General features: G+C 36.9%; 16 protein-coding genes. All 16 read right to left on the bottom strand.

Translation table 11 applies throughout. The annotated features are described in order from the left end of the window. Nucleotides 1-13 precede the first annotated feature (13 nt). Entirely contained in the window at nt 14-1471 is a 1458-nt protein-coding gene (yabN, locus tag FCI53_RS15675) for a bifunctional methyltransferase/pyrophosphohydrolase YabN (RefSeq protein WP_138419996.1), read from the bottom strand. A 55-nt stretch (nt 1472-1526) separates the two neighbouring features. Further along, nucleotides 1527-3101, bottom strand: coding sequence for a putative polysaccharide biosynthesis protein (locus FCI53_RS15680; protein ID WP_138419997.1), 1575 nt, complete (start codon nt 3099-3101; stop codon nt 1527-1529). A 420-nt stretch (nt 3102-3521) separates the two neighbouring features. After that, nucleotides 3522-5465, bottom strand: coding sequence for a glucose-specific PTS transporter subunit IIBC (gene ptsG / locus FCI53_RS15685; protein WP_138419998.1), 1944 nt, complete (start codon nt 5463-5465; stop codon nt 3522-3524). Nucleotides 5466-5624: 159 nt separating this feature from the next. After that, nucleotides 5625-6467 (bottom strand): glucose PTS transporter transcription antiterminator GlcT, encoded by an 843-nt coding sequence (gene glcT, locus FCI53_RS15690; RefSeq protein WP_138419999.1) that lies wholly within the window; start codon nt 6465-6467, stop codon nt 5625-5627. Nucleotides 6468-6668: 201 nt separating this feature from the next. Continuing rightward, entirely contained in the window at nt 6669-7205 is a 537-nt protein-coding gene (gene spoVT, locus FCI53_RS15695) for a stage V sporulation protein T (protein WP_138420000.1), read from the bottom strand. Nucleotides 7206-8080: 875 nt separating this feature from the next. Beyond that, complete coding sequence (gene mfd, locus FCI53_RS15700; protein WP_138420001.1) at nt 8081-11608, bottom strand: transcription-repair coupling factor; 3528 nt, start codon at nt 11606-11608, stop codon at nt 8081-8083. A 98-nt stretch (nt 11609-11706) separates the two neighbouring features. Next, nucleotides 11707-11937 (bottom strand): anti-sigma-F factor Fin, encoded by a 231-nt coding sequence (gene fin / locus FCI53_RS15705; protein ID WP_138420002.1) that lies wholly within the window; start codon nt 11935-11937, stop codon nt 11707-11709. A 70-nt stretch (nt 11938-12007) separates the two neighbouring features. Continuing rightward, entirely contained in the window at nt 12008-12568 is a 561-nt protein-coding gene (pth, locus tag FCI53_RS15710) for an aminoacyl-tRNA hydrolase (RefSeq protein ID WP_138420003.1), read from the bottom strand. Between the two features lie 943 nt (nt 12569-13511). Beyond that, complete coding sequence (locus FCI53_RS15715; protein ID WP_138420004.1) at nt 13512-14150, bottom strand: 50S ribosomal protein L25/general stress protein Ctc; 639 nt, start codon at nt 14148-14150, stop codon at nt 13512-13514. A gap of 78 nt (nt 14151-14228) precedes the next feature. Next, nucleotides 14229-15182 carry a ribose-phosphate diphosphokinase gene (locus FCI53_RS15720; protein ID WP_138420005.1) on the bottom strand — a complete coding sequence of 318 codons (954 nt, stop codon included), beginning with the start codon at nt 15180-15182 and terminating at the stop codon, nt 14229-14231. Nucleotides 15183-15197: 15 nt separating this feature from the next. Beyond that, nucleotides 15198-16577, bottom strand: coding sequence for a bifunctional UDP-N-acetylglucosamine diphosphorylase/glucosamine-1-phosphate N-acetyltransferase GlmU (gene glmU / locus FCI53_RS15725; RefSeq protein ID WP_138420006.1), 1380 nt, complete (start codon nt 16575-16577; stop codon nt 15198-15200). A 360-nt stretch (nt 16578-16937) separates the two neighbouring features. Continuing rightward, on the bottom strand, nt 16938-17222 hold the full coding sequence (gene spoVG, locus FCI53_RS15730; protein ID WP_138420007.1) for a septation regulator SpoVG: 285 nt from the start codon (nt 17220-17222) through the stop codon (nt 16938-16940). A 736-nt stretch (nt 17223-17958) separates the two neighbouring features. Further along, nucleotides 17959-18771 carry a pur operon repressor gene (gene purR / locus FCI53_RS15735; protein ID WP_138420008.1) on the bottom strand — a complete coding sequence of 271 codons (813 nt, stop codon included), beginning with the start codon at nt 18769-18771 and terminating at the stop codon, nt 17959-17961. A gap of 55 nt (nt 18772-18826) precedes the next feature. Further along, nucleotides 18827-19696 (bottom strand): 4-(cytidine 5'-diphospho)-2-C-methyl-D-erythritol kinase, encoded by an 870-nt coding sequence (gene ispE / locus FCI53_RS15740; protein ID WP_138420009.1) that lies wholly within the window; start codon nt 19694-19696, stop codon nt 18827-18829. A 130-nt stretch (nt 19697-19826) separates the two neighbouring features. Continuing rightward, nucleotides 19827-20006: a small, acid-soluble spore protein, alpha/beta type gene (locus tag FCI53_RS15745; RefSeq protein WP_138420027.1), complete on the bottom strand. Its 180-nt coding sequence runs from the start codon at nt 20004-20006 to the stop codon at nt 19827-19829. A 153-nt stretch (nt 20007-20159) separates the two neighbouring features. Beyond that, nucleotides 20160-20414, bottom strand: a complete 255-nt coding sequence (veg, locus tag FCI53_RS15750) for a biofilm formation stimulator Veg (protein ID WP_138420010.1) — start codon at nt 20412-20414, stop codon at nt 20160-20162. Between the last annotated feature and the right edge of the window lie 306 nt (nt 20415-20720).

Raw genomic sequence — 20720 nt, forward strand, 5'->3', positions numbered from 1 at the left:
CAATCCCGCTCCTTTATGAATCAATGTTCTTTTCTTTTGCTTGATTCCAATACACATCTAACTCATCTAACGTTAGTTGATCAAATGATAGGTTTTGTTTGCTTAATTGTTCTTCAATATATTGAAACCTTGCTTTAAACTTTCCATTTGTTCTCTGCAAGGAAATTTCTGGATTCACCTTATAGTACCTAGCTAAATTAACAATAGCAAATAGTACGTCTCCAAATTCCTTTTCCACTTCATCTTGTTCGCCCACTTCTAATGCTTCTTGTACCTCGTCCATCTCTTCTTTAATCTTATTCCAAATTGGTGTCGAATCATTCCAATCAAACCCAACTTTTGCAGCTTTTTTCTGTAACTCCTCAGCTCTTAATAATTCAGGTAATTCCGATGGGACCTTATCAAGTAGGGATTGTGTTTGTTCCCCTTTTTCTTGTTGTTTAATCTGTTCCCAATTTGTGATGACGTCATTTGATGTGTCAACTTCTACATTACCAAAAACATGTGGATGGCGGCGAATCATTTTATCCGTCAGTGTTTTAATTACATCATCAATGGTGAAAAATCCCTCATCTTCTCCAATTTGACTATGTAACATGACTTGTAGTAGTACATCCCCGATTTCTTCGATCATCCCATCATCATCTTGTTTGTTCACTGCTTCAATAAACTCGTAAGCCTCTTCTAATAAATATTTCCTTAATGATTCATGGGTTTGCTTTCGATCCCATGGACATCCATTTGGGCTTCGTAATATGGCAATCACTTCTCGTAAACGTGAAAACTGATGATTTAGTTGATCATCGGCAACTGGTGGAACATAGATACTTGTTAAGTTACTTAATTTAGCCGTTTGATCCAGCTCAACTAAGGGAATCGTCTTAATTGATTCTTGTTTACTTCCGGCAGCCTCTACAATGGTAATCGGATATTCCGGCGGGAGATCCTCTAATAAGGTTAGCTTCACTTCTGATGCAATCCATCCATCATACACTTGACAAAAAACAATATGTTGTCGGTATTGTAATTCATTTCTCTTAAACGATGTACCATCTACAAACTGAAAGCCTTCAATTGGATCAATCCCTAATACAGTAAACAAGTCATCTAAATAACTTTGCCCCCCTAGGATGTTTACTTCGATGTCCTGTTGTTCCAGTAATAGTTGGACTGTTTTTTCAGCGAGCATCGGATGTCCCGGCACAACATAAATGATGTATTCTTGTGCTGCTTGCTCCTTTAACTGTCGAACAATTTCTTCATAGACAGATGGGAAATCGTCAAATGATTCATAGACGGAATCATATGAAAAAAAGGACACCCCTTCTTCTTGTAAAGAAGATACGACTGGATGGTCTAGGGTACGAACATGAATATTGCCTTGATATGCTTTCAATTTGCGATATAACCCTAACGGCAACTGATCTATATCTCCTGCTCCAAGCCCTATGACTTCTATCGTATTTGACATTATTTTTCCTCCCCTATATGTAACATTATTATAGTGAAACTCCCACCAGTGAGGGTTACTGTCTGTTAAGACGGGATAACTGTTCTCCAAAAGGTAAGGCGCGCAATTCCTCTTTTGTAAACCCATTATATTTAACAAGTAGAAAAAGATAAATAAGTGCCCCTACTATTGACACACATAAAACATAAACTAAATAATCCAAGCGTGTTGTTAATACTACCACTTTAGTAACTAACCCATTCATGATAAATAAAAAAATAACCATTCCACTGATAGATAGTAAAAAAGTTCTCCAAGGAATAACAAAAAGTTTCGTACTTGGCAAAACCTTCTTCAAAATAATTAGATTCAATAATAAAATAATCGAGCTACTTAAGACTGTGGCTATAGCACTTCCATTAATATGTAGTGTTGGAATCAAACTTATATTGAGTATCCACTTTACAAGGACTCCAACTATAATCGATCCGGCTGTTGCTTTTACATAGCCCAAACCTTGCAAAATAGATGCTGTCGTAATCACCAATGATGCAAAAAAGATTGTGATAGTTAATAACTCTAGACTACCACTACCCTTATTATCTAGGAATAATAAGGTATTGGCATAAGGAAAAATAGTAATTAGTCCTACTGTTGCACCTACCGACAAAAGGAAACTAAACTTAATAGCACTTTGTAAATGCGAATGAAAAAGGTTTGGAAACTGTTTCATCCTTTTTTCTGTTACCGATGGGACAAGTGCTAATGCAAATGAAGAGCCAAGTACCGCACCTAATTGAATTAGTGGTTGCGCACGGTCAAAAATACCTTTCCACACCTTCGCTTCCTCTATACTTTCTCCAAATGTTATGAGATTTGGAACTAGTGTAAATGCATCTACAAATTGAAATAATAAAAGGATCATATGATTAATACTAATAATTAAACCATATATAATAATTGCCTTCATAAAAGAAAATACATTGAAATCAAACCTCTGTACATGTATTGTCTTCTTTCTTTTCCATATGTAAAAAAGAACAAGTGTTGAAAAGAATGCTCCCAATATAGAACCGAGCGCAGCTCCAGTCCCTACCCAATATATATTATAACCTTGTTTCACTAAAAAAATAGCAATAAATATAATGATGCCAACTCGTATTAGTTGTTCTGCAACTTGGGAAAGTGCTGTCGGTTTCATATTATTTAAACCTTGAAACATACCACGAAAAAAAGAAAGAAATGGGATTAGCAAAAAGATAAATGCCGCTACTTTTATTGGACCTACTAAATTAAGATCCCCCATCCAAACGGCAATGCTAGAAGCACTGAGATACATACCTATAAAAAGTAAACCGTTAAAGATGATTAGCAAAATTAACATATTGAACATATTGGTTGTTAAATGGCCATCCTGTTCTTTTTGTTTTGCAACCTCTCTAGATATCGCAACTGGAAACCCGTATAGCCCTAGCATAGTAGCAATACCTAAAATGGGGTAAATTTGTTGATAAATGTAAAACCCTACATCTCCAGTTATATTTTGTAATGGGATTCGGTACCCCGCACTAAACACTTTACTGATTAATCCTGCTAAAGTAAGCAATAATGCCCCTTTGAACAGTTGCTTTGTTGACTGACCTTTCTCCATGATGTACCCTTTCGTTCCTATATGACATTGTTGTTATTATAACATACTCGTCCCTTTGATTCGGAAGATGAACGTTGTAGCTAGCACTCCTGCGTGACCAACATCCTGTTGGCCCGAGTCTGTGCCCATGGAAAGCGGAGTATTCTACCGAAGCGATCGTATTGCATTCAATTTAAATCAGGAAAAAGTATAATTCAGGGACGAGCGAGGACAAGGAAGGCTTCGGCAGCATTACATCGCACGCAGAAAATTGGTTTTTATTTTCAAGGAGGCTCATCAGCCACCTTAGGATGCGCGTAGTGTATTTCTACGTCGGAGTTTTTATCAAGTGGATTGGCAATAAAGAAAAGCTTATAAAAAAAGCGATTCACTTCAGAGTAATTCTGACAGTGAATCGTTTTTTTATGGTGTATTGATCAATTACTTAATTTCAATAATGTTGGTATCATTTTGTTTCACTTGGCCTTCAGCTTTAACCTCAATCGACTGGTTTTCCTGTAAGTTCGTAAAGATAACAGGTGTCACAGTTGATGGCGCATTTTCTGAGATGTAATCAAGATCAATTTCCATTAATACTTGACCTTGTTTCACTTCTGCTCCATCTTCTACTTTAGCTGTAAAGCCTTCCCCTTTAAGGTTAACCGTATCAATACCAATGTGAATCAAAATTTCTGTTCCATTTTCAGCTTGAATCCCTATCGCATGTTTAGTAGGGAAGATATTAATTATTTTACCGTTAACAGGTGACGCAATTTTACCTTCCGCCGGTTCAATAGCAAAACCATCACCCATCATTTTTTGTGAGAATACTTGATCAGGCACTTCGGTAATAGGCATAATTTTACCTGTTATCGGACTTACGAAATCCAACTCACCTTCAACTGCAGGCGTTTCTGCAACTTTATCATCGTTTGTTGTTTCTTTTTTAGGACGAGGTGTTTTTCCACTAATAATGTCTTGAATTTGCCCCTTAATCGAATCTGATTGAGGCCCAAAAATTGCTTGAATATTGTTGCCGACTTCCATTACACCTGATGCACCTAATTTTTTCAGACGTCCTTTATCGACTTCACCTTTATCATTTACCGAAACACGTAATCTTGTGATACAAGCATCTAAGTGTGTAATGTTTTCTTGTCCACCTAAGCTTTCTAACACTTCGTAAGGTAGGTCTCCAACTTCTCCACTTCCTTCACCATCTGTATCATCCTCTTCATCTTCACGACCAGGTGTAGCTAAGTTCCATTTGCGAATAGCAAAACGGAAACCAAAGTAATAAAGGAATGCAAATGCAATACCGACTGGAATAACTAACCATGCATTGGTTGATAAGTTCCAGTATAGAATGTAGTCAATAAACCCACCAGAAAATGTGAAACCTGCTTTTACATTTAGTAAATCCATTGCAACGAATGATAGTCCCGCAAACAGAGCATGAATAGCAAATAACACTGGTGCTACAAACAAGAACGCAAACTCAATTGGTTCAGTAATACCAGTCAAGAAAGATGTTAACGCTGCAGAACCCATAATACCAGCAACTTTTGCTTTATTTTCTGGTTTTGCCTCATGATAAATTGCTAATGCTGCTGCTGGTAGACCAAACAGCATAAATGGGAATAAACCCGCCATAAATGTTCCAGCTGTTGGATCTCCCGCAAAGTAACGAGTCATATCACCACGAACAGTTTCACCTGCATCATTTACAAACGTACCAAACTCATACCAGAATGGCTGGTAGAAAATATGGTGTAGACCAAATGGGATTAACGCACGCTGACCAACACCAAAGATAAATGCTGCAACTGTTGAACCAGTTTCCGTTGCAAGTACAGAGAACCAATCAATTACATTTTGAATTGGTGGCCAAACGAAAACAAAGATCATACCTAATACAACACCAGTTGCTGCTGTTATAATCGGAACAAAACGCTTTCCTGCGAAGAAACCTAAAAATCTCGGCAACTCAATGTTAAAGAATCGCTTATACAGTATGGATGCGACAATACCCATAATAATACCGCCAAACACACCCATTTGTAAGGTGGTTATACCTAACATTTCGACAGTGTCTGCACCTATAGTTTCTGCCATAATACCTAGCGTCACATTCATAGTTAAGAAACCTATGACGGCCGCTAAACCTGCTACACCATCACCATCTGATAAACCGATTGCAACACCAATTGCAAATAGTAATGGTAAGTTATCAAAAATAATTCCACCAGCTTGAGACATTACCGCAATATCTAAAACGTTTTCATGCCCTAACCCAAGTAATAACCCGGCAGCTGGCAATACAGATACTGGTAGCATTAATGCGCGACCAATACGTTGTAATAAACCAAATAATTGTTTAAACATATATTTCCCTCCTTAACTATTTGAATGGAAGTTGTTTTAAATCCAACAAAAAAAGACATGAGTAGAAAAGATTTTACTGGTTCCAAAGGTATATACGTATCCCTTATGGTAACCTAAAAATCTTTTCTTACTCATGCCTGATCGAATCAGTTACACGTACTAAAGTTTATTGGTTAACCGTTGCAGATGAATGGTTAAATATAACGCTTCCGATTCATCGACAGGTCTATTCAATTCTTTTTGCATGACTTTAATCAACTTCCAAGAGAGATTATAGCACACAGGATAAGTCATTTTCAACATTTCTTTTAAGGTTTGTTCATCTCCAAGCTTTTCACCATAATGCGCTCGTTCTATTGCTCGATGTAAGTGTTGGATGAACCTATTATAGTTCACACGGTCGTGGTCTAATTGGGTATGGAGGTTTTCTTCCACCACATTTATCAACGTCTTGATTAGCTTATGATGTTGATTTATATCCGTTACAGACTTATTGGTTACTGCACTATGAATATGTAGTGCAACAAAACTTATTTCGCCTGCTGGAAATTGAACAGCAAACTTTTTTTCCACTTTCGCAACTACTTCCCTGGCTATTTGAAATTCCTTTGGATACAATGTTTCAATTTCATATAAGAAAGGGTTTGCAAATTGCAACTGTTGGTTCGCTCGTTTAACCGCAAAAGTTAAATGGTCTGTTAAGGCAACATGAATATGCTCATTTAAACTTTGTCCCATACTTTCTTCAATATATAGCATTATTTCATTCATGAATTCAACAAAATCTTTATCAATCTGTGATAACAAATTTACATATTGTTCTTTCTCTTTTTCATCTTTTAATAAAAATGTTTTGTCTGCTTTATTAAAAGAAACAAGGTCCCCTTTGGTTCGATTAAAACCAATACCTTTCCCAATAAGAATTACTTCACCATAAATCTCATGTTCTGCAATAATGACATTATTATTCAAAGCCTTCTTTATTATAACTTCTTGTTCCATAAGTTCCTCCAACTGCCCTTTTCAAATTAGCTAGACCTAACCCCTTTGGTATAAACAAATGCTAATTGCACATAAACTATACACTTTAAGATAAGACATTTACTTTCATCATATATCTATTAACCATTGTTTTCAAGGAAAGAAAAAAGAGCTGACAGGTGAGATTAAGGTCCCCACGTCAGCCCATTAATATTTACTATTTTATTCCATTTGTCTTGCTAAAAAACTTGCTGCTGTTTCTACAGCCTTCTGCTCTACATTTCCGATACTCTTATCTTCTTTAGACAGAATCATGACACAACCAATAGGATCTCCATTTGCAATAATTGGACTAAGTACATAAGATGCAATAGACTCCTCATTACCTTCAACTAGTTCTACTGTTATCTCTTCCATTTCAGCAATTGCAGAACGATTGTCCATCGCTTTTTCCATTTGTTTACCAATATTTTTGCCTAAGTAATCTTTTTTAGATTCTCCTGATACCGCAATAAATTCATCACGATCACAAATAAGTACGGGGGAACCTAATGAATCAAATAGTGCATCAGCATATTCTTTTGCAAAATCACCTAGCTCACTTATTGGTGAATATTTCTTTAAAATAACTTCGCCTTCTCGGTCAACAAATATTTCTAATGGGTCTCCTTCGCGAATGCGTAACGTTCTTCTTATTTCTTTTGGGATTACTACTCTACCTAAATCATCAATTCGACGTACAATTCCTGTTGCTTTCATTACTACGTAGCCTCACTTTCTTTGATGATCTTTCTGGTTGATGGATTTCCACCTTTATTTAGTAAAAGCAGAAATAACCAGTTGTGGCTATTAGTATAAATCACACTGCCAGAACTATACATTTTATCAATTATTTTTATTTAATATCCATCGCTAGTCACGCATAAGCACGGTACTTTGAACACATAAACCTTTTCAATTTGCCTTGTAAAATTTAATATATTACATCAAATTAATGTTATTGCATAAAAGCTATATTATGCGACATAATTTCCAACTTCCTTTAAAGGATGAGTACTAAAAGAGATCGCTGCGGAAATACACTACGCTTTCCGGTGGGGGGCTGGTGAGCCTCCTTGAAAATAAAAACCAATTTTCTGCGTGCGATGTAACGCTGCCGTAGTTTTCCTTGTCCTCGTTCGTACCTCACTGCGGGGTCTCACCGATGCCATTAGTCCCACAGGAGGCTCCGTGTATTTCCTCCGCTAATTTGTGTGCATTGAATTCAGTTAGCATTTTTAAATTAATATTTATACGTATCTACACTATCATAAATCAGAAAACTCACAACAGCGAAGGCAAAATACGGAGACTCCTCGAAAATAAAGTGCAACTTTCTTCGTGCGATGTATTGCTGTCGAAGTGTTCCTTGTCCTATGGGAACAGCACGAGTCCGAAGACCCCGCAGTGCGGTCTTCACGAGGAGGCTGAGGCCGTGCCCATGGAAAGCGTAGTATTTTGCCGTAGCGGTGATATAACACTTATTTCAATCAGATTAGTACAACTTAAAATTAAGAAGGTTATGTCGCATAATACAGCGAATGCGCATTAAAGAATAATAAGGCTTGTGAAAAGAGCGTTTAGCTTAAAGCATATTAATCCCTTTTCATATCTTTTAATGCATCAATAAAATCTTCTATAATTTCGTATCTACGCAAATAGGCTTGCTTATCCCATTGGAATACTACTTTTAACTTTGAATTTTCCGTCCCTAATTGAATCATTCTTCCGTATTGGTTGGCATACTCAAACAGTTTGGCTCCGTCGATGCTTTGACTTGCATTACCTTCCATAAGGAGCTCTGTTTTTCGCTTTTTCTCACTAATCGATTCGATTCTTTCTTGTTTCGCACGCACTTTTATGCTTGCTACATGAATAAGGTTTGCTACTTCTTCAGGATAGTCACCAAAACGATCGATTAACTCCTCACGTAATTCATAAATATCTTCTTGAGATGCTATTGCCTGGAAACGTTTATACATATCAATTTTCTGTTTTCCATCTTCAATATATGTGTCTGGAATATAGGCATCAAGATCTAAATCCAACTCGACTTCAAATGGTTTTGCTTCTTCGACAGTTTTCCCTTCCTTACGTGCTTCAATCGCATCTGTCAACATTTGCGAGTACATATCAAACCCAACAGAGTCAATAAATCCATGCTGTTGCGCCCCTAATAAATTACCAGCCCCACGGATCGATAAGTCACGCATGGCAATTTTAAATCCAGAACCTAATTCTGTAAAATCTTTAATAGCTTGTAGTCTCTTTTCCGCTACTTCTGTTAATACTTTATCTTTTTGGTAAGTGAAATACGCATAGGCAACACGGTTCGAACGACCAACTCTTCCTCGTAGTTGATACAACTGACTTAATCCCATTCGGTCCGCGTCATAGACAATTAATGTGTTGACGTTTGGAATATCTACTCCTGTTTCAATGATCGTTGTGCTGACCAAAACATCAAACTCACCTTCTAAAAAGGAAAACATTACATTTTCAAGTTCCGCTTCATTCATTTGTCCATGTGCGTATGCTACCCGTGCATCATCTACAAGGGCATCAATCTCTTGCGCCATTTGTTCAATATTATTCACTCGGTTATATAAGAAAAACACTTGTCCACCACGAGCCATTTCTCTTTCAATCGATTCTCTTAGAAAAACTGGATTATATTCTAACACATAGGTTTGAATAGGAAATCTATTTTCTGGCGGTGTTTCAATGACCGATAAGTCTCGTACTCCTAACATCGACATATGCAATGTTCGTGGAATTGGTGTTGCTGTCAATGTAAGTACATCCACATTTGTTTTCAGTTGTTTGATTTTTTCTTTATGTTTCACACCAAAACGTTGTTCTTCATCGACAATAAGTAAACCAAGATCTTTATACTCTATATCCTTTGATAACAAACGATGTGTACCAATTACTACATCTACTAGACCTTTTTTCAGACCTTCCATCGTTTCCTTTTGTTGTTTACGTGTACGAAAACGGCTTAGTAAAGCAATATTTACAGGATAATCCTGAAAGCGCTCCATAATCGTTTCATAGTGTTGTTGTGCTAAAATGGTCGTCGGGACTAAAATCGCCACTTGCTTTCCATCTGCAATTGCTTTAAAGGCAGCCCGAATGGCAACTTCTGTTTTTCCATAACCGACATCCCCACATAACAGCCGATCCATTGGACGAATTCGTTCCATATCCTTTTTGATTTCCTCTATACACCTTAACTGATCCTCTGTTTCTTGATACGGAAAAGCATCCTCAAATTCACGTTGCATAACCGTGTCCTCAGAAAATGCATAACCTTTTGTTGCTTCCCGTTCTGCATAAAGTTCTATTAAATCATCAGCTATGTCTTCAACCGTTGACTGAACTTTCCGTTTTACTTTCTTCCACTCACTACCACCAAGTTTATAAAGTTTCGGCTCTTTTCCCTCTGAGCCCACATACTTTTGTACTAAATCAATTTGGTCAATTGGTACAAATAACTTGTCATCACCAGAATATTTAAGCAGCATAAAATCTTTATGTATCCCACTAACTTCAAGCGTTTCAATACCTAAGAAACGGCCAATCCCATGATTGGCATGGACAACATAATCTCCTACTTTTAATTCTTGATAACTTTTAATTCTTTCTGCATTGGAAATTTTTTGTTTTCTTTTTGGTCGGGCAGTTTTCTTTTTAAATAATTCACCTTCGGTAACAATGGCCAACTTATGCATCGGAAATTCAAAACCGCTACTAATATTGTCAATAATAATGGTCGGTTTTGTTACTGGTAGTTCTATATTAGGATCTTTAGATATAGAAGCTTCCATGTCATAATCTTCCAAAACAGATTGAACTTTTTCTGCCCTTTTTTGGTTGGGAGCAAGAAGTAACACAGAGAAGTCACTCTTTTCCCATCTCGCTAGTTCATTTTGCAATAAATTCATTTGCCCATGAAACTGTTGCATAGGACGACAGGACAAATTGACAATATTTTGCGGATTCGTATTTGGAATATGACGTAAAAATACAGATAAATATAGCCTTGGTTGCTTCATTTTGGCCCATACATCATGCCAATCATAGGAAATCGACATATCTCTAAGTATTTGATTTGCCACAAGCACACTTTGATACCATTCTGCTTCCTCTTCATCTAATCGAGTAGCTGTTTCTTGGATTCTACTCATTTCATCAAGAATAATTAAGCTATCTTTCGGTAAATAATCTAATAAACTAGCAGGTTCATCATAAAAATAAAAACCATATCGATACATTTCTGCAAAACGTTCTTGATGTTTTAATCGTTCTACATCATGTCCAATAACTTCTAGTAACTCTTCTTTATCTTCTGACTTTTTTAGTTTTTTTAATGAAGCCGCAAGCTCTTTCTCTATTCTCTGAGAACCTGCCATCATATCTTCTGGAGTTAATAGTAGCTCCTGTGCAGGAACAACCGTAACTTGCTCAATCTTTTCTAACGACCGTTGGGTTTCTGAATCAAAATAACGAATAGAATCTACTTCTACATCAAAGAGTTCCACTCGAATAGGATTCGACTCTGTTAAAGGGTAAATATCCATAATACCACCACGAATACTAAATTCACCTGGTGTTGATACCATTTCAACCCGTTCATAACCCATCTCCACTAGAAGTTGAAGGTAATCATCAATAACGATTTCTTGCCCTACTTGAAAAGGAAGTTGATAACGTCCCCAATAGTGACTGGGAGGTAACACTCGTTTTAAAGCCGCTACAGGTGCAATCAATATACCGGATTGGTTATTCATCCAATTTGTAAGTGCATCAATTCGTTGACTTCTTAATTCTGGACTTGCAAATGCAATTTCTGATGCTATTAATTCGTTAACAGGGTACAAATGAACAGTAGAACTATCTGAAATTTCCACCAAATCTTCATACAGCTGTTGCGCTTGCATCAATTGATGGGTTACTAAAAGGATTGGTTTGTTCGTAGATTCATTAATAATGGACGTAAGTAACCCTCTAGCAGAGCCTGATAACCCTGCAACCAATTGTTCCTCTATACCAGAGGAGACCCCACTAATAACGGAGTGGATATCATCTTGTGATTTTAAATATTCCTTGATCCCTTTCATTTATGTCTCCCCCTAAAACTTGCCAAAACCCTTTTAAAAGAAGAAAACGTTAGCAATAATACAAAAATGCCTTGGTTTGAACCAAAGCTATTTTGTACCTATTGAATAAAATTATCTAATTCATGGTAGTGCGGATTTCTTTCCAAAGAATCTTGACAGTCTTCACAAATAATTTTTATTTTTACATCACCATTATCTTGATAGTGGATCATCTGTTTTCTGTCTTCACTTGTTAGTTGATCCCACCCTAATAATTTGGTATCAACCATTTGTTGATTTAATTCTCCTACAATATTACCACAATGTTTACATGTGTATACAACTGACATGTAATACCTCCTCGGGCAAACATAATTTCATCTCTAGTTTGTCCGAAAAGATATATTTTATACTACCCAACTATTGATTGTAATCGTTCATTACCTCTTGAAAAGGTTTGTCTAACCATGACTCACACGCATCTGCAGCTTTTTCAATACTTTCTGAAACCAATTGCTGTTCTTCTTTTGCAAACTTACCTAACACGTAATCCGGAACTGGAATTGGTGTTTGTGGACGGCCAATCCCAATTCGAAGGCGATTAAACTCCTTTGTACCTAAATGATGGATCATTGACTTTATACCATTATGTCCACCATGGCCACCTTTTTGACGAAGGCGTATTTTTCCCGGTGGTAAATCTAAGTCATCATAAATAACAACGATATCACTGTCATCCATTTGGTAAAAGTCCTTTAATGGTCCAAGTGATTCGCCAGATAAATTCATGTACGTTTGCGGTTTTAATAAAATCACTTTCTCATGATTATACGTTTCTAAAGCATATTTTCCCGAAAACTTTTTATTAGAAAGCTTCCAATTATTCCTCTTCAAAAGCTCATCAATAACCATAAAACCTACGTTGTGTCTTGTTTGTTCAAACCTTCTTCCAGGATTTCCAAGTCCAACAATACACTTCATTATGTTCACGACTTCCTTTTACTATAATATGTTTAAATACCTTCACTTATTGTACTCAATTTAATTTAAAAAATAAAGCAGAGGACATGTAACTGAATGATACGAATTTTTCATTATGTCACGAAATTATGTGAAATAAACGAGTTCCAACCAAAGCTCACTTAATTAAAGATTGTTGCTGCACAAAAACTGTAATATGTGCAATAACTCAATCTCCCTATATATTGTGAGTGCTAATAAACCGCTACGGAAATACAGTACGCTTTCCTGTGGGGGCTGGTGAGCCTCCTTGAAAATAAAGAACATTTTTCTGCGTGCGATGTAACGCTGCCGTAGCCTTCCTTGCCCTCGTTCGCACCTCACTGTGGGGTCTCACCGATGATAAATTAAGGACCACAGGCTAAAACCGCCCTTGTCGGACAACGCCTGCATGACCCTTGTCAGGCCTCGGGAGCTCCGTGTAGTTCCTCCGCTTATTCCAGTAATTTGAAGTTTTATAGTGCATTGCTTAAAACAAATCATATAATATGCTTTTTTATGTTAATTGGAATGTTTTAACACAATCTTGCAGTTCGTTATTTTTGAATTTATAATCTCATCTATTACTAATCAGAAAACTTATACCAGCGAAGGCAGAATACGGAGACTCCTCGAAAATAAAGTTCAATTTTCTTCGTTCGATGCACCGCTGCCGTAGCGTTCCTTGTCCTGCAGGAACAGCTCGAGTCCGAAGACCCCGCAGTGTGGTCTTCACTAGGAGGCTGAGGCCGTGCCCGCGGAAAGCGGAGTATTCTGTCGCAGCGATATCATAGCACTCTTTTCAATCAGTGTAAACGTAACTAAGTTAAACAAAATAATACAGCTAATACGCACTAAAGTGCAACAAAATTTTTGAAAAGATTCAAATGCAAAAAGACGCAACCGATATGGTTACGTCCTATTATTATGCATCGTCTGACTCCGCCTCTTCTGCATTCTCTTCTGTCTGTTCTGCGTCCCCAGCTTCTTCTGCCTCATCTTCAGATGGTGCAGCATCAGGTGCAGAAATCGTAACAATTGTTGTATCTTCTTCTTCCATTATTTCATAATGACGACCTTCTTTTAAATCAGAAACAGTGAGGGTATCCCCAATTCCTAATTCAGAGATATTAATCGATATCTCTTCTGGTATGTCAGCAGGTTTTGCACGTACTGCTAAATTATACAATGGTTGTTGTAATACACCACCATCTTTAGACCCTTGAGCTTCACCCTCTAAACGGATTGGAACCTCAACATCCATTTCTTGAGACATATTTACCACAAAGAAATCAGCATGTATTAACTCATCCTTAATTGGATCAGTTTGATAGTCATGTAGCATGACATCAACGGCTGAATCACCTTCTACATTTAGAGAAATTATTGAGTTACGGCCTTCATCCCTCAATGTTTTAAGTAATTCCATACTGTCAACTGATACAGTCTTTGATTCATTATCCTTCCCATAAACAACTGCGGGAATTTGACCAGCTTGTCTCACTTGTTTTGTATAGGATTTCGTTAAGTCCTGTCGTTGATTTGCTTTCAGTTTTACGGCCAAGTTCATCACCCTCCATGAAAATTAAAAAAACAATTTTATTGTTCTATCATTTCCAATACTTGGCGCTTCTAAACATTTTTAGTCAAACAGTACACTTACAGACTCTAACTCATGCACTCTAATAATCGCCTCGCTAATAAGCGGTGCAACCGACAGTTGAGTTACTTTTTCGATTTGTTTTTCTTCTTTAAGAAAAATCGTATTGGTAACAACTAATTCTTTAATTTTTGAGTTATGAATTCGATCAATGGCAGGTCCAGATAAAACAGGGTGTGTACAACATGCATACACCTCTTTGGCACCACTTTCGATTAAAGCATTAGCACCTAATGTAATAGTCCCAGCTGTATCGATAATATCATCAATTAAAATAGCTGTTTTCCCTTCAATATTTCCAACAATATTCATTACTTCTGCAACATTCGGACGTGGTCTACGTTTGTCTATAATTGCAATTGGTGCTTTCAAACGATCTGCTAACTGTCTTGCTCTAGTCACTCCACCATGGTCAGGAGAAACGACAACAATGTCTTCTAACCCTTGTTGCTGCCAATAATCACCTAAAATAGGGACGCCAACTAATTGGTCAACAGGGATATCAAAGAAACCTTGAATTTGTGGCGCATGTAAATCAAGTGTAATCACACGAGAGGCACCTGCAGTTTGAAATAAATCCGCAACTAACTTTGATGTAATTGGTTCACGTGAACGTGCTTTACGATCTTGTCTAGCATAACCATAATACGGAATAACAACATTAATGGTTGCCGCAGATGCTCGTTTAAGAGCATCAATCATAATTAGTAATTCCATAATGTGTTGGTTCACTGGTTCGGAAGTGGATTGAACAACGTAAACATCACAGCCCCGTACACTCTCTTCAATATTAATCTGAATTTCTCCATCACTAAACGTCGTAACCGAACTTTTTCCTAGTTCCGTTCCAATATGTGCTGCAATCTCTTCCGCTAAACGTTGATTAGAATTTAAAGTAAATACCTTTAGGGATGAATCGTTATAACCAGTCGACATGTGGTGACCCTCCAATTATTCTTTATTTCCATTTTTGATTTTTTTGACATAATCTTCTTTATTTGTTTGTCTAGCACGCGCAATAGATAGAGCTTCTTCAGGAACTTCTTTATTAATAGTTGATCCGGCTGCTACGTAAGCACCTTTTCCAATGGTGACAGGCGCAATTAAATTGGAATTACACCCAACAAAGGCATCATCTTCAATTTTTGTTAAGTATTTATTTTCACCATCATAGTTAACCGTTATTGTCCCACAACCAATGTTAACTCGTTTTCCTACTTCAGCGTCACCAATATAACTTAAATGAGATACTTTACTATTTTGATCAAGTGTTGATTTTTTAATTTCAACAAAGTTACCTATTTTCACTTCATCTGCAATCTTAGCCTCAGGACGAATATGAGCGAATGGTCCAATTTGTACGCGATCACCGATGTCGCTATTTTTGGCCACGCTTTGGCGGATAACTGTTTCAGATCCAATAACACAGTCGCTAATTTCAGTATAAGGACCAATTACAGCGTCACTTCCAATACTTGTTTCACCTTTTAAGACACAACCCGGCTCGATGACAACATCTGAAGCGATCTGTACATTCGGAGCAATGTATGTATGGTCTGGGTCAATGATCGTTACTCCATTTCTCATATGTTGCTCATTTATTCTCTTTTTCATTAACTTTTCTGCTTGTGCAAGTGCTACACGATCATTCACACCAATTGTTTCATCCATATTCATTATTTGGAAAGCACCAATTTTTTCATTGTCTTGTTTCAAAATTTCGATGACATCTGGCAGATAGTATTCACCTTGAGCGTTGTTATTAGACACTTGTTGCAGTGCTTCAAACAAGGCTTTATTATCAAAACAATACGTACCAGTATTGATCTCATCAATCGTTAACTCTTGCTCATTTGCATCCTTATGTTCTACAATTCTCTCTACCGTATTAATATTATTACGCACTACTCTACCATAGCCAGTTGGATCTGGTGCCTTCGCAGTCAGTACAGTAGCCTTCGCCTTTTCATTATCATGATGATCAAGTAATGCTTCTAACGTTTCTGCTGTTAATAATGGAGTATCTCCACAAACAACAATGGTAGTACCCTCTTGATCTTTCAATAATTCTTCAGCTTGTAAAACCGCATGCCCTGTTCCTAATTGTTCTTTTTGAAGTACAAAATGAGATTCCTCTCCTAATACATCCTGTACTTTATCCGCTCCATAACCGACAACCGTTATAACTTTTTCTAACGCTAGGCTATTTAATTGATCCACCACATGTTGTACCATCGGCTTTCCCATTACTGGGTGTAAAACCTTATATAGCTTAGATTTCATTCTCGTACCTTGCCCTGCAGCAAGTACTACCGCATACCTATTGGTCATGAAGAAGCCTCCATTCAGATGTCTATTTTTTCTTTTTAGTGTATGTTCAAAAAGTCCGGTAAAAATACATAATTGGTGTTATCGTTAGTTTGCTTTCCCGTCCGTACGGATTCGCAAGCATATGCTCGAGCCTTCTAGAGCTACAGCACTCCGAATTTCTCAGCCTTTTATCTTCCTTTTTGAACACACACTTTTAATATGTATCATGTTTACTTTTCCATTTACGAATATATCTTAAACACCATGGTATTTCAACAAAATTTAATTCGCACCTCAATTTATTTTGTAGCTTCATTTTAACACGTTAATAGCAAAAAAGGAGTCTAATCTATTAGATTAGACTCCTGGTGTATTACTTTTTTAAGAAGCTCCTGCCTCTTCATACTCTACTTCTCCAGCACGGTGATACTCGCCTAATACTGCCTCTTGTATTTTGGCACGTGTATTAGAGTTAATAGGGTGTGCTATGTCCCTAAATTCCCCATCAGGGGTTCTTTTCGAAGGCATTGCTACAAATAAACCATTGTTACCGTCAATCACACGAATATCGTGAACGACAAACTCCTGATCTAACGTAATAGAAGCAATTGCACGCATTCTTCCTTCGGTATTAACGCGGCGTAATCTAACGTCTGTTACCTCCATTATGTGTCACCACCTTTTCCCATATAGAACTTATTATCTAATTCAACAAATTTTATTGAAATCCTTCTTTTTTTCAAAAAAAATAAATTTTTAAGAAAAAAGGATTAAAACTAGTAGCCTTACTGCTAAACAGCTAGAAATTAGTAATGAAAACTCTTACACTTCATAACCTATTACGTCTATTCCCACTCTATCATGGAAACGCATACACTATCAACAAAAAAATAGCAATACGCTATTTTTCGACAAAAGTTGTGCTTTTTTTAGTAACAAATTCCCTTAAATTTAATATTCTGTCGAATAGGTATATGGATAACAGGTTATTTTTTAGTAATCTTTACATAGACTATTTTTTTAACATTTTTGTTAATGCACAAAAGCTGTATTATACGACATCACTTGCAACTTCCTCTAAAGAATGAGTGCTAATAGGTCGCTGTGGAAATCCCTCTTTGTCCTATGGGAACAGCACGAGCTGAAGATCCCACAGTGAATAAAGGAACACAGGATAAGGTCGCCACGGACACGCGAGCAACGCCTGCGTGTCCAATATCCTGTTGGCCCGAGGCCGTGCCCATGGGAAGCGCAGTATTCTGCCATAAAGATGATAAAGCACTTATTTCAATCAGAATGTAAGAAATTAGATAGAGCCTAGTTATGTCGCATAATAGCTAATGTGCAAGACTTGCAATAACAGCATAACTTAAAAAACTTTATAAATAGGTTAGTAAAGATCTTATTCGAACAAGTTACCTTTACTAACCTCAATGTGTTTATTTTTTACGTCTACATTTGATATTTTCACTAATGACGTATATTGTTCAACAACTCTTTCCTCTTCCTCATCTTCCGCTTCTGCTAACACACCAATTGCTTTTACTTCAGCATTAAATTCACTTAAGAGATCCCTTATCCCGTTAATCGTTCCTCCAGCCTTCATAAAGTCATCTACAATACAAACTTTTGCACCTTCTTGCAAACTTCTCTTCGGTAGTACCATGGTTTGTATTTTTCTCGAAGACCCAGAAACATAATTGATGCTAACAGACGAACCTTCCGTCACTTTCGGGTCTCTTCTTACAATAACAACAGGAACATTCAAAAAAGAAGCTACTGCATATGCTATTGGTATCCCCTTTGTAGCAACAGTAACAACGACTTCAATCTCCATATCTGAAAATGCTGTAGCAAATAACCGTCCAATAGCACGAACAGTACTCGGTTCTCCGAGTAAATCACTCATGAATAAATAACCACCTGGTAAAAGACGGTTAGGATCCTCTAGTTGTGTACGAAGTCGTTGAATAAACCGTTCACTATTCTCTTTTGAATAGGATGGAACATATTTCACTCCTCCAGAGGCTCCTGAAGTTGATTCTAAATAGCCAATCCCTTCTTGTTGAAGCATTTTATTTATAATCGTCAAATCCTCGCTAATCGAAGACTTTGCTGCATTATAAGTACTGGAGAAAAATGGTAATGATGTTAATTCCATTGGATTATCCACTAAATAGTTCGTTATCGCTACTAGTCGATCACTTCTTTTCATGTCCGCACCTCAAAATCCGAATAATATTTAACTAAACATAACATTTTATACGTGTTTAATCAAGTGGGGAATGGTAGCCTAACATTCTAACCATGTATACTTGATCACAAAAACCGCGTAAACTATTGTAAATTCGATTCGCTCTCGTTTCCTTTTGAACAAGAGAAAAAACAGTAGGGCCACTACCACTCATAAGAACAGCATCTGCACCTGATTGTTCCATTTGTTCTTTTATCTGCTTAACGAGTGGATACTTAGAAATAGTTACCGACTCCAAAATGTTACCAACGTTATGACACATGCGATTATATTTATTTTCTTTAATTGCCTCGATCATTGCCTTTGTATTTGGATGCTCTGCATGATCAAGTTGAAGGTTTTGATAGATCGTTTGTGTTGAAACGCCAATGGATGGCTTAGCTAATACCACCCAACAAGAAGGTGGTGGTGGTAATTCAGTTATACGTTCACCTCTTCCTTGAGCAAGGGCAGTAGTATTATACACACAAAAAGAAACATCTGATCCAATTTTAGCCCCTAAAGCAGCTAACTCTTCAATAGATAGCCCTAAAGACCATAGGCGATTTAAGCCTCTTAAAGTCGCTGCCGCATCACTACTTCCGCCCGCAAGACCAGCAGCAACAGGTATTTGCTTTTCAATAAAAATTTTCACCCCATTTGATAGGCCATATGTATCCTTAACAAGTTTTGCTGCTCGATAGGCTAAATTCCGTTCATCATTTGGAACAAAGCGACTTTCTGAATCTATAATAATTTGATCAGAATTTAAATGACGTAGCTCTATTCGATCTGCTAAATCAATGGTTGTCATAACCATAGATACTTCATGATAATCATCAGGTCTCTTGTATAGCACATCTAAACTTAAATTAATTTTTGCTGGAGCTTTTTCCAATACGTACATGCCGTGTCACCTACTTTTAACATTATCTCCATTAAATTGAACCGATGAAATCTACCGTTTTCTAATGACTAGTTTAAATATTACCATATGATTGACAAAAAACAAAAAACAGGGAAAAAACCTAACTATGTTAGGATTTTTCCCTGTTTAACTGCTGTTGAGCCATTTCAACAGCCTTTTTCACCATATTACCAGCATCACGCGATCGTATTCCGCCCCAGCCATCTTTCTGCACTGTGTCGTAAAAACCTAACTCCTTCGCAATTTCTTCTTTCATATGGTTCGACATCATTCCTCTTCGTCTACCCAGAAAGAACAACCCCTTTCCTTATTAGCTTTTACGACACACTTATTATTTGTCATACATCGTAAATAATAAGTGTTAAAGTTTAGCTAAAAAGGAAATACTATAGGACGAAAAAGCAAAAGCAGCAAACCATTGTTGTTCACTGCTCCCTAAGTATTACATTACTTTACTTATATCATCGATAAAATTTAATTCAACCGTTTCTGTTAGAATGTCAGCATAGCTATAGGAAACACGTTCAAACGCATTTTCTTGCTGATCTAACTCAACAATAAAAACAGAGGGATACGTTTCAGCAAGTGTCCCAAAACGTTCAACGGTTTTTCTTCTTCCGCCATTAGCCTTTAGCTTCAAGCGTTTACCAATTTGATCATCAAGACCTTGTTTAATTTCCACTAATGTTTTAGCCAATACACTCCACCTCACTATGTTCACTATACCACAATATCTTATAATAGTCAAACATGATATTATAACAGTATAGCAAATTTGATGTCAATAAATAAAAAGCTATTTACTAGTATTTTCTCCCTATCCATTAAAATTATGTATTATTTCTGCAATATAATTGAAATTTTGTGATACATGTGGTAAGAACAAAGGCTCAAAGCATGTGGTTTGGACAGAGCGAGTGAGGAAAGTTGCACTAGTCGTTGAATACTGGAGCGGATGTGTCTAGATATGTCGACATGGGAATTCACAGAGGTATAATTAAAA

The sequence above is a fragment of the Aquibacillus sediminis genome (assembly GCF_005870085.1).
Classification (GTDB): domain Bacteria; phylum Bacillota; class Bacilli; order Bacillales; family Amphibacillaceae; genus Aquibacillus_E; species Aquibacillus_E sediminis.

Coding starts and splice junctions, on each gene's coding strand:
- FCI53_RS15680 (WP_138419997.1), bottom strand. CDS start 3,101: ATGGAGAAAGGTCAGTCAACAAAGCAACTGTTCAAAGGGGCATTATTG.
- ptsG (WP_138419998.1), bottom strand. CDS start 5,465: ATGTTTAAACAATTATTTGGTTTATTACAACGTATTGGTCGCGCATTA.
- pth (WP_138420003.1), bottom strand. CDS start 12,568: ATGAAGTGTATTGTTGGACTTGGAAATCCTGGAAGAAGGTTTGAACAA.
- mfd (WP_138420001.1), bottom strand. CDS start 11,608: ATGAAAGGGATCAAGGAATATTTAAAATCACAAGATGATATCCACTCC.
- spoVT (WP_138420000.1), bottom strand. CDS start 7,205: ATGAAAGCAACAGGAATTGTACGTCGAATTGATGATTTAGGTAGAGTA.
- yabN (WP_138419996.1), bottom strand. CDS start 1,471: ATGTCAAATACGATAGAAGTCATAGGGCTTGGAGCAGGAGATATAGAT.
- fin (WP_138420002.1), bottom strand. CDS start 11,937: ATGTCAGTTGTATACACATGTAAACATTGTGGTAATATTGTAGGAGAA.
- ispE (WP_138420009.1), bottom strand. CDS start 19,696: ATGTACGTATTGGAAAAAGCTCCAGCAAAAATTAATTTAAGTTTAGAT.
- spoVG (WP_138420007.1), bottom strand. CDS start 17,222: ATGGAGGTAACAGACGTTAGATTACGCCGCGTTAATACCGAAGGAAGA.
- glmU (WP_138420006.1), bottom strand. CDS start 16,577: ATGACCAATAGGTATGCGGTAGTACTTGCTGCAGGGCAAGGTACGAGA.
- glcT (WP_138419999.1), bottom strand. CDS start 6,467: ATGGAACAAGAAGTTATAATAAAGAAGGCTTTGAATAATAATGTCATT.
- FCI53_RS15720 (WP_138420005.1), bottom strand. CDS start 15,182: ATGTCGACTGGTTATAACGATTCATCCCTAAAGGTATTTACTTTAAAT.
- purR (WP_138420008.1), bottom strand. CDS start 18,771: ATGAAAAGAAGTGATCGACTAGTAGCGATAACGAACTATTTAGTGGAT.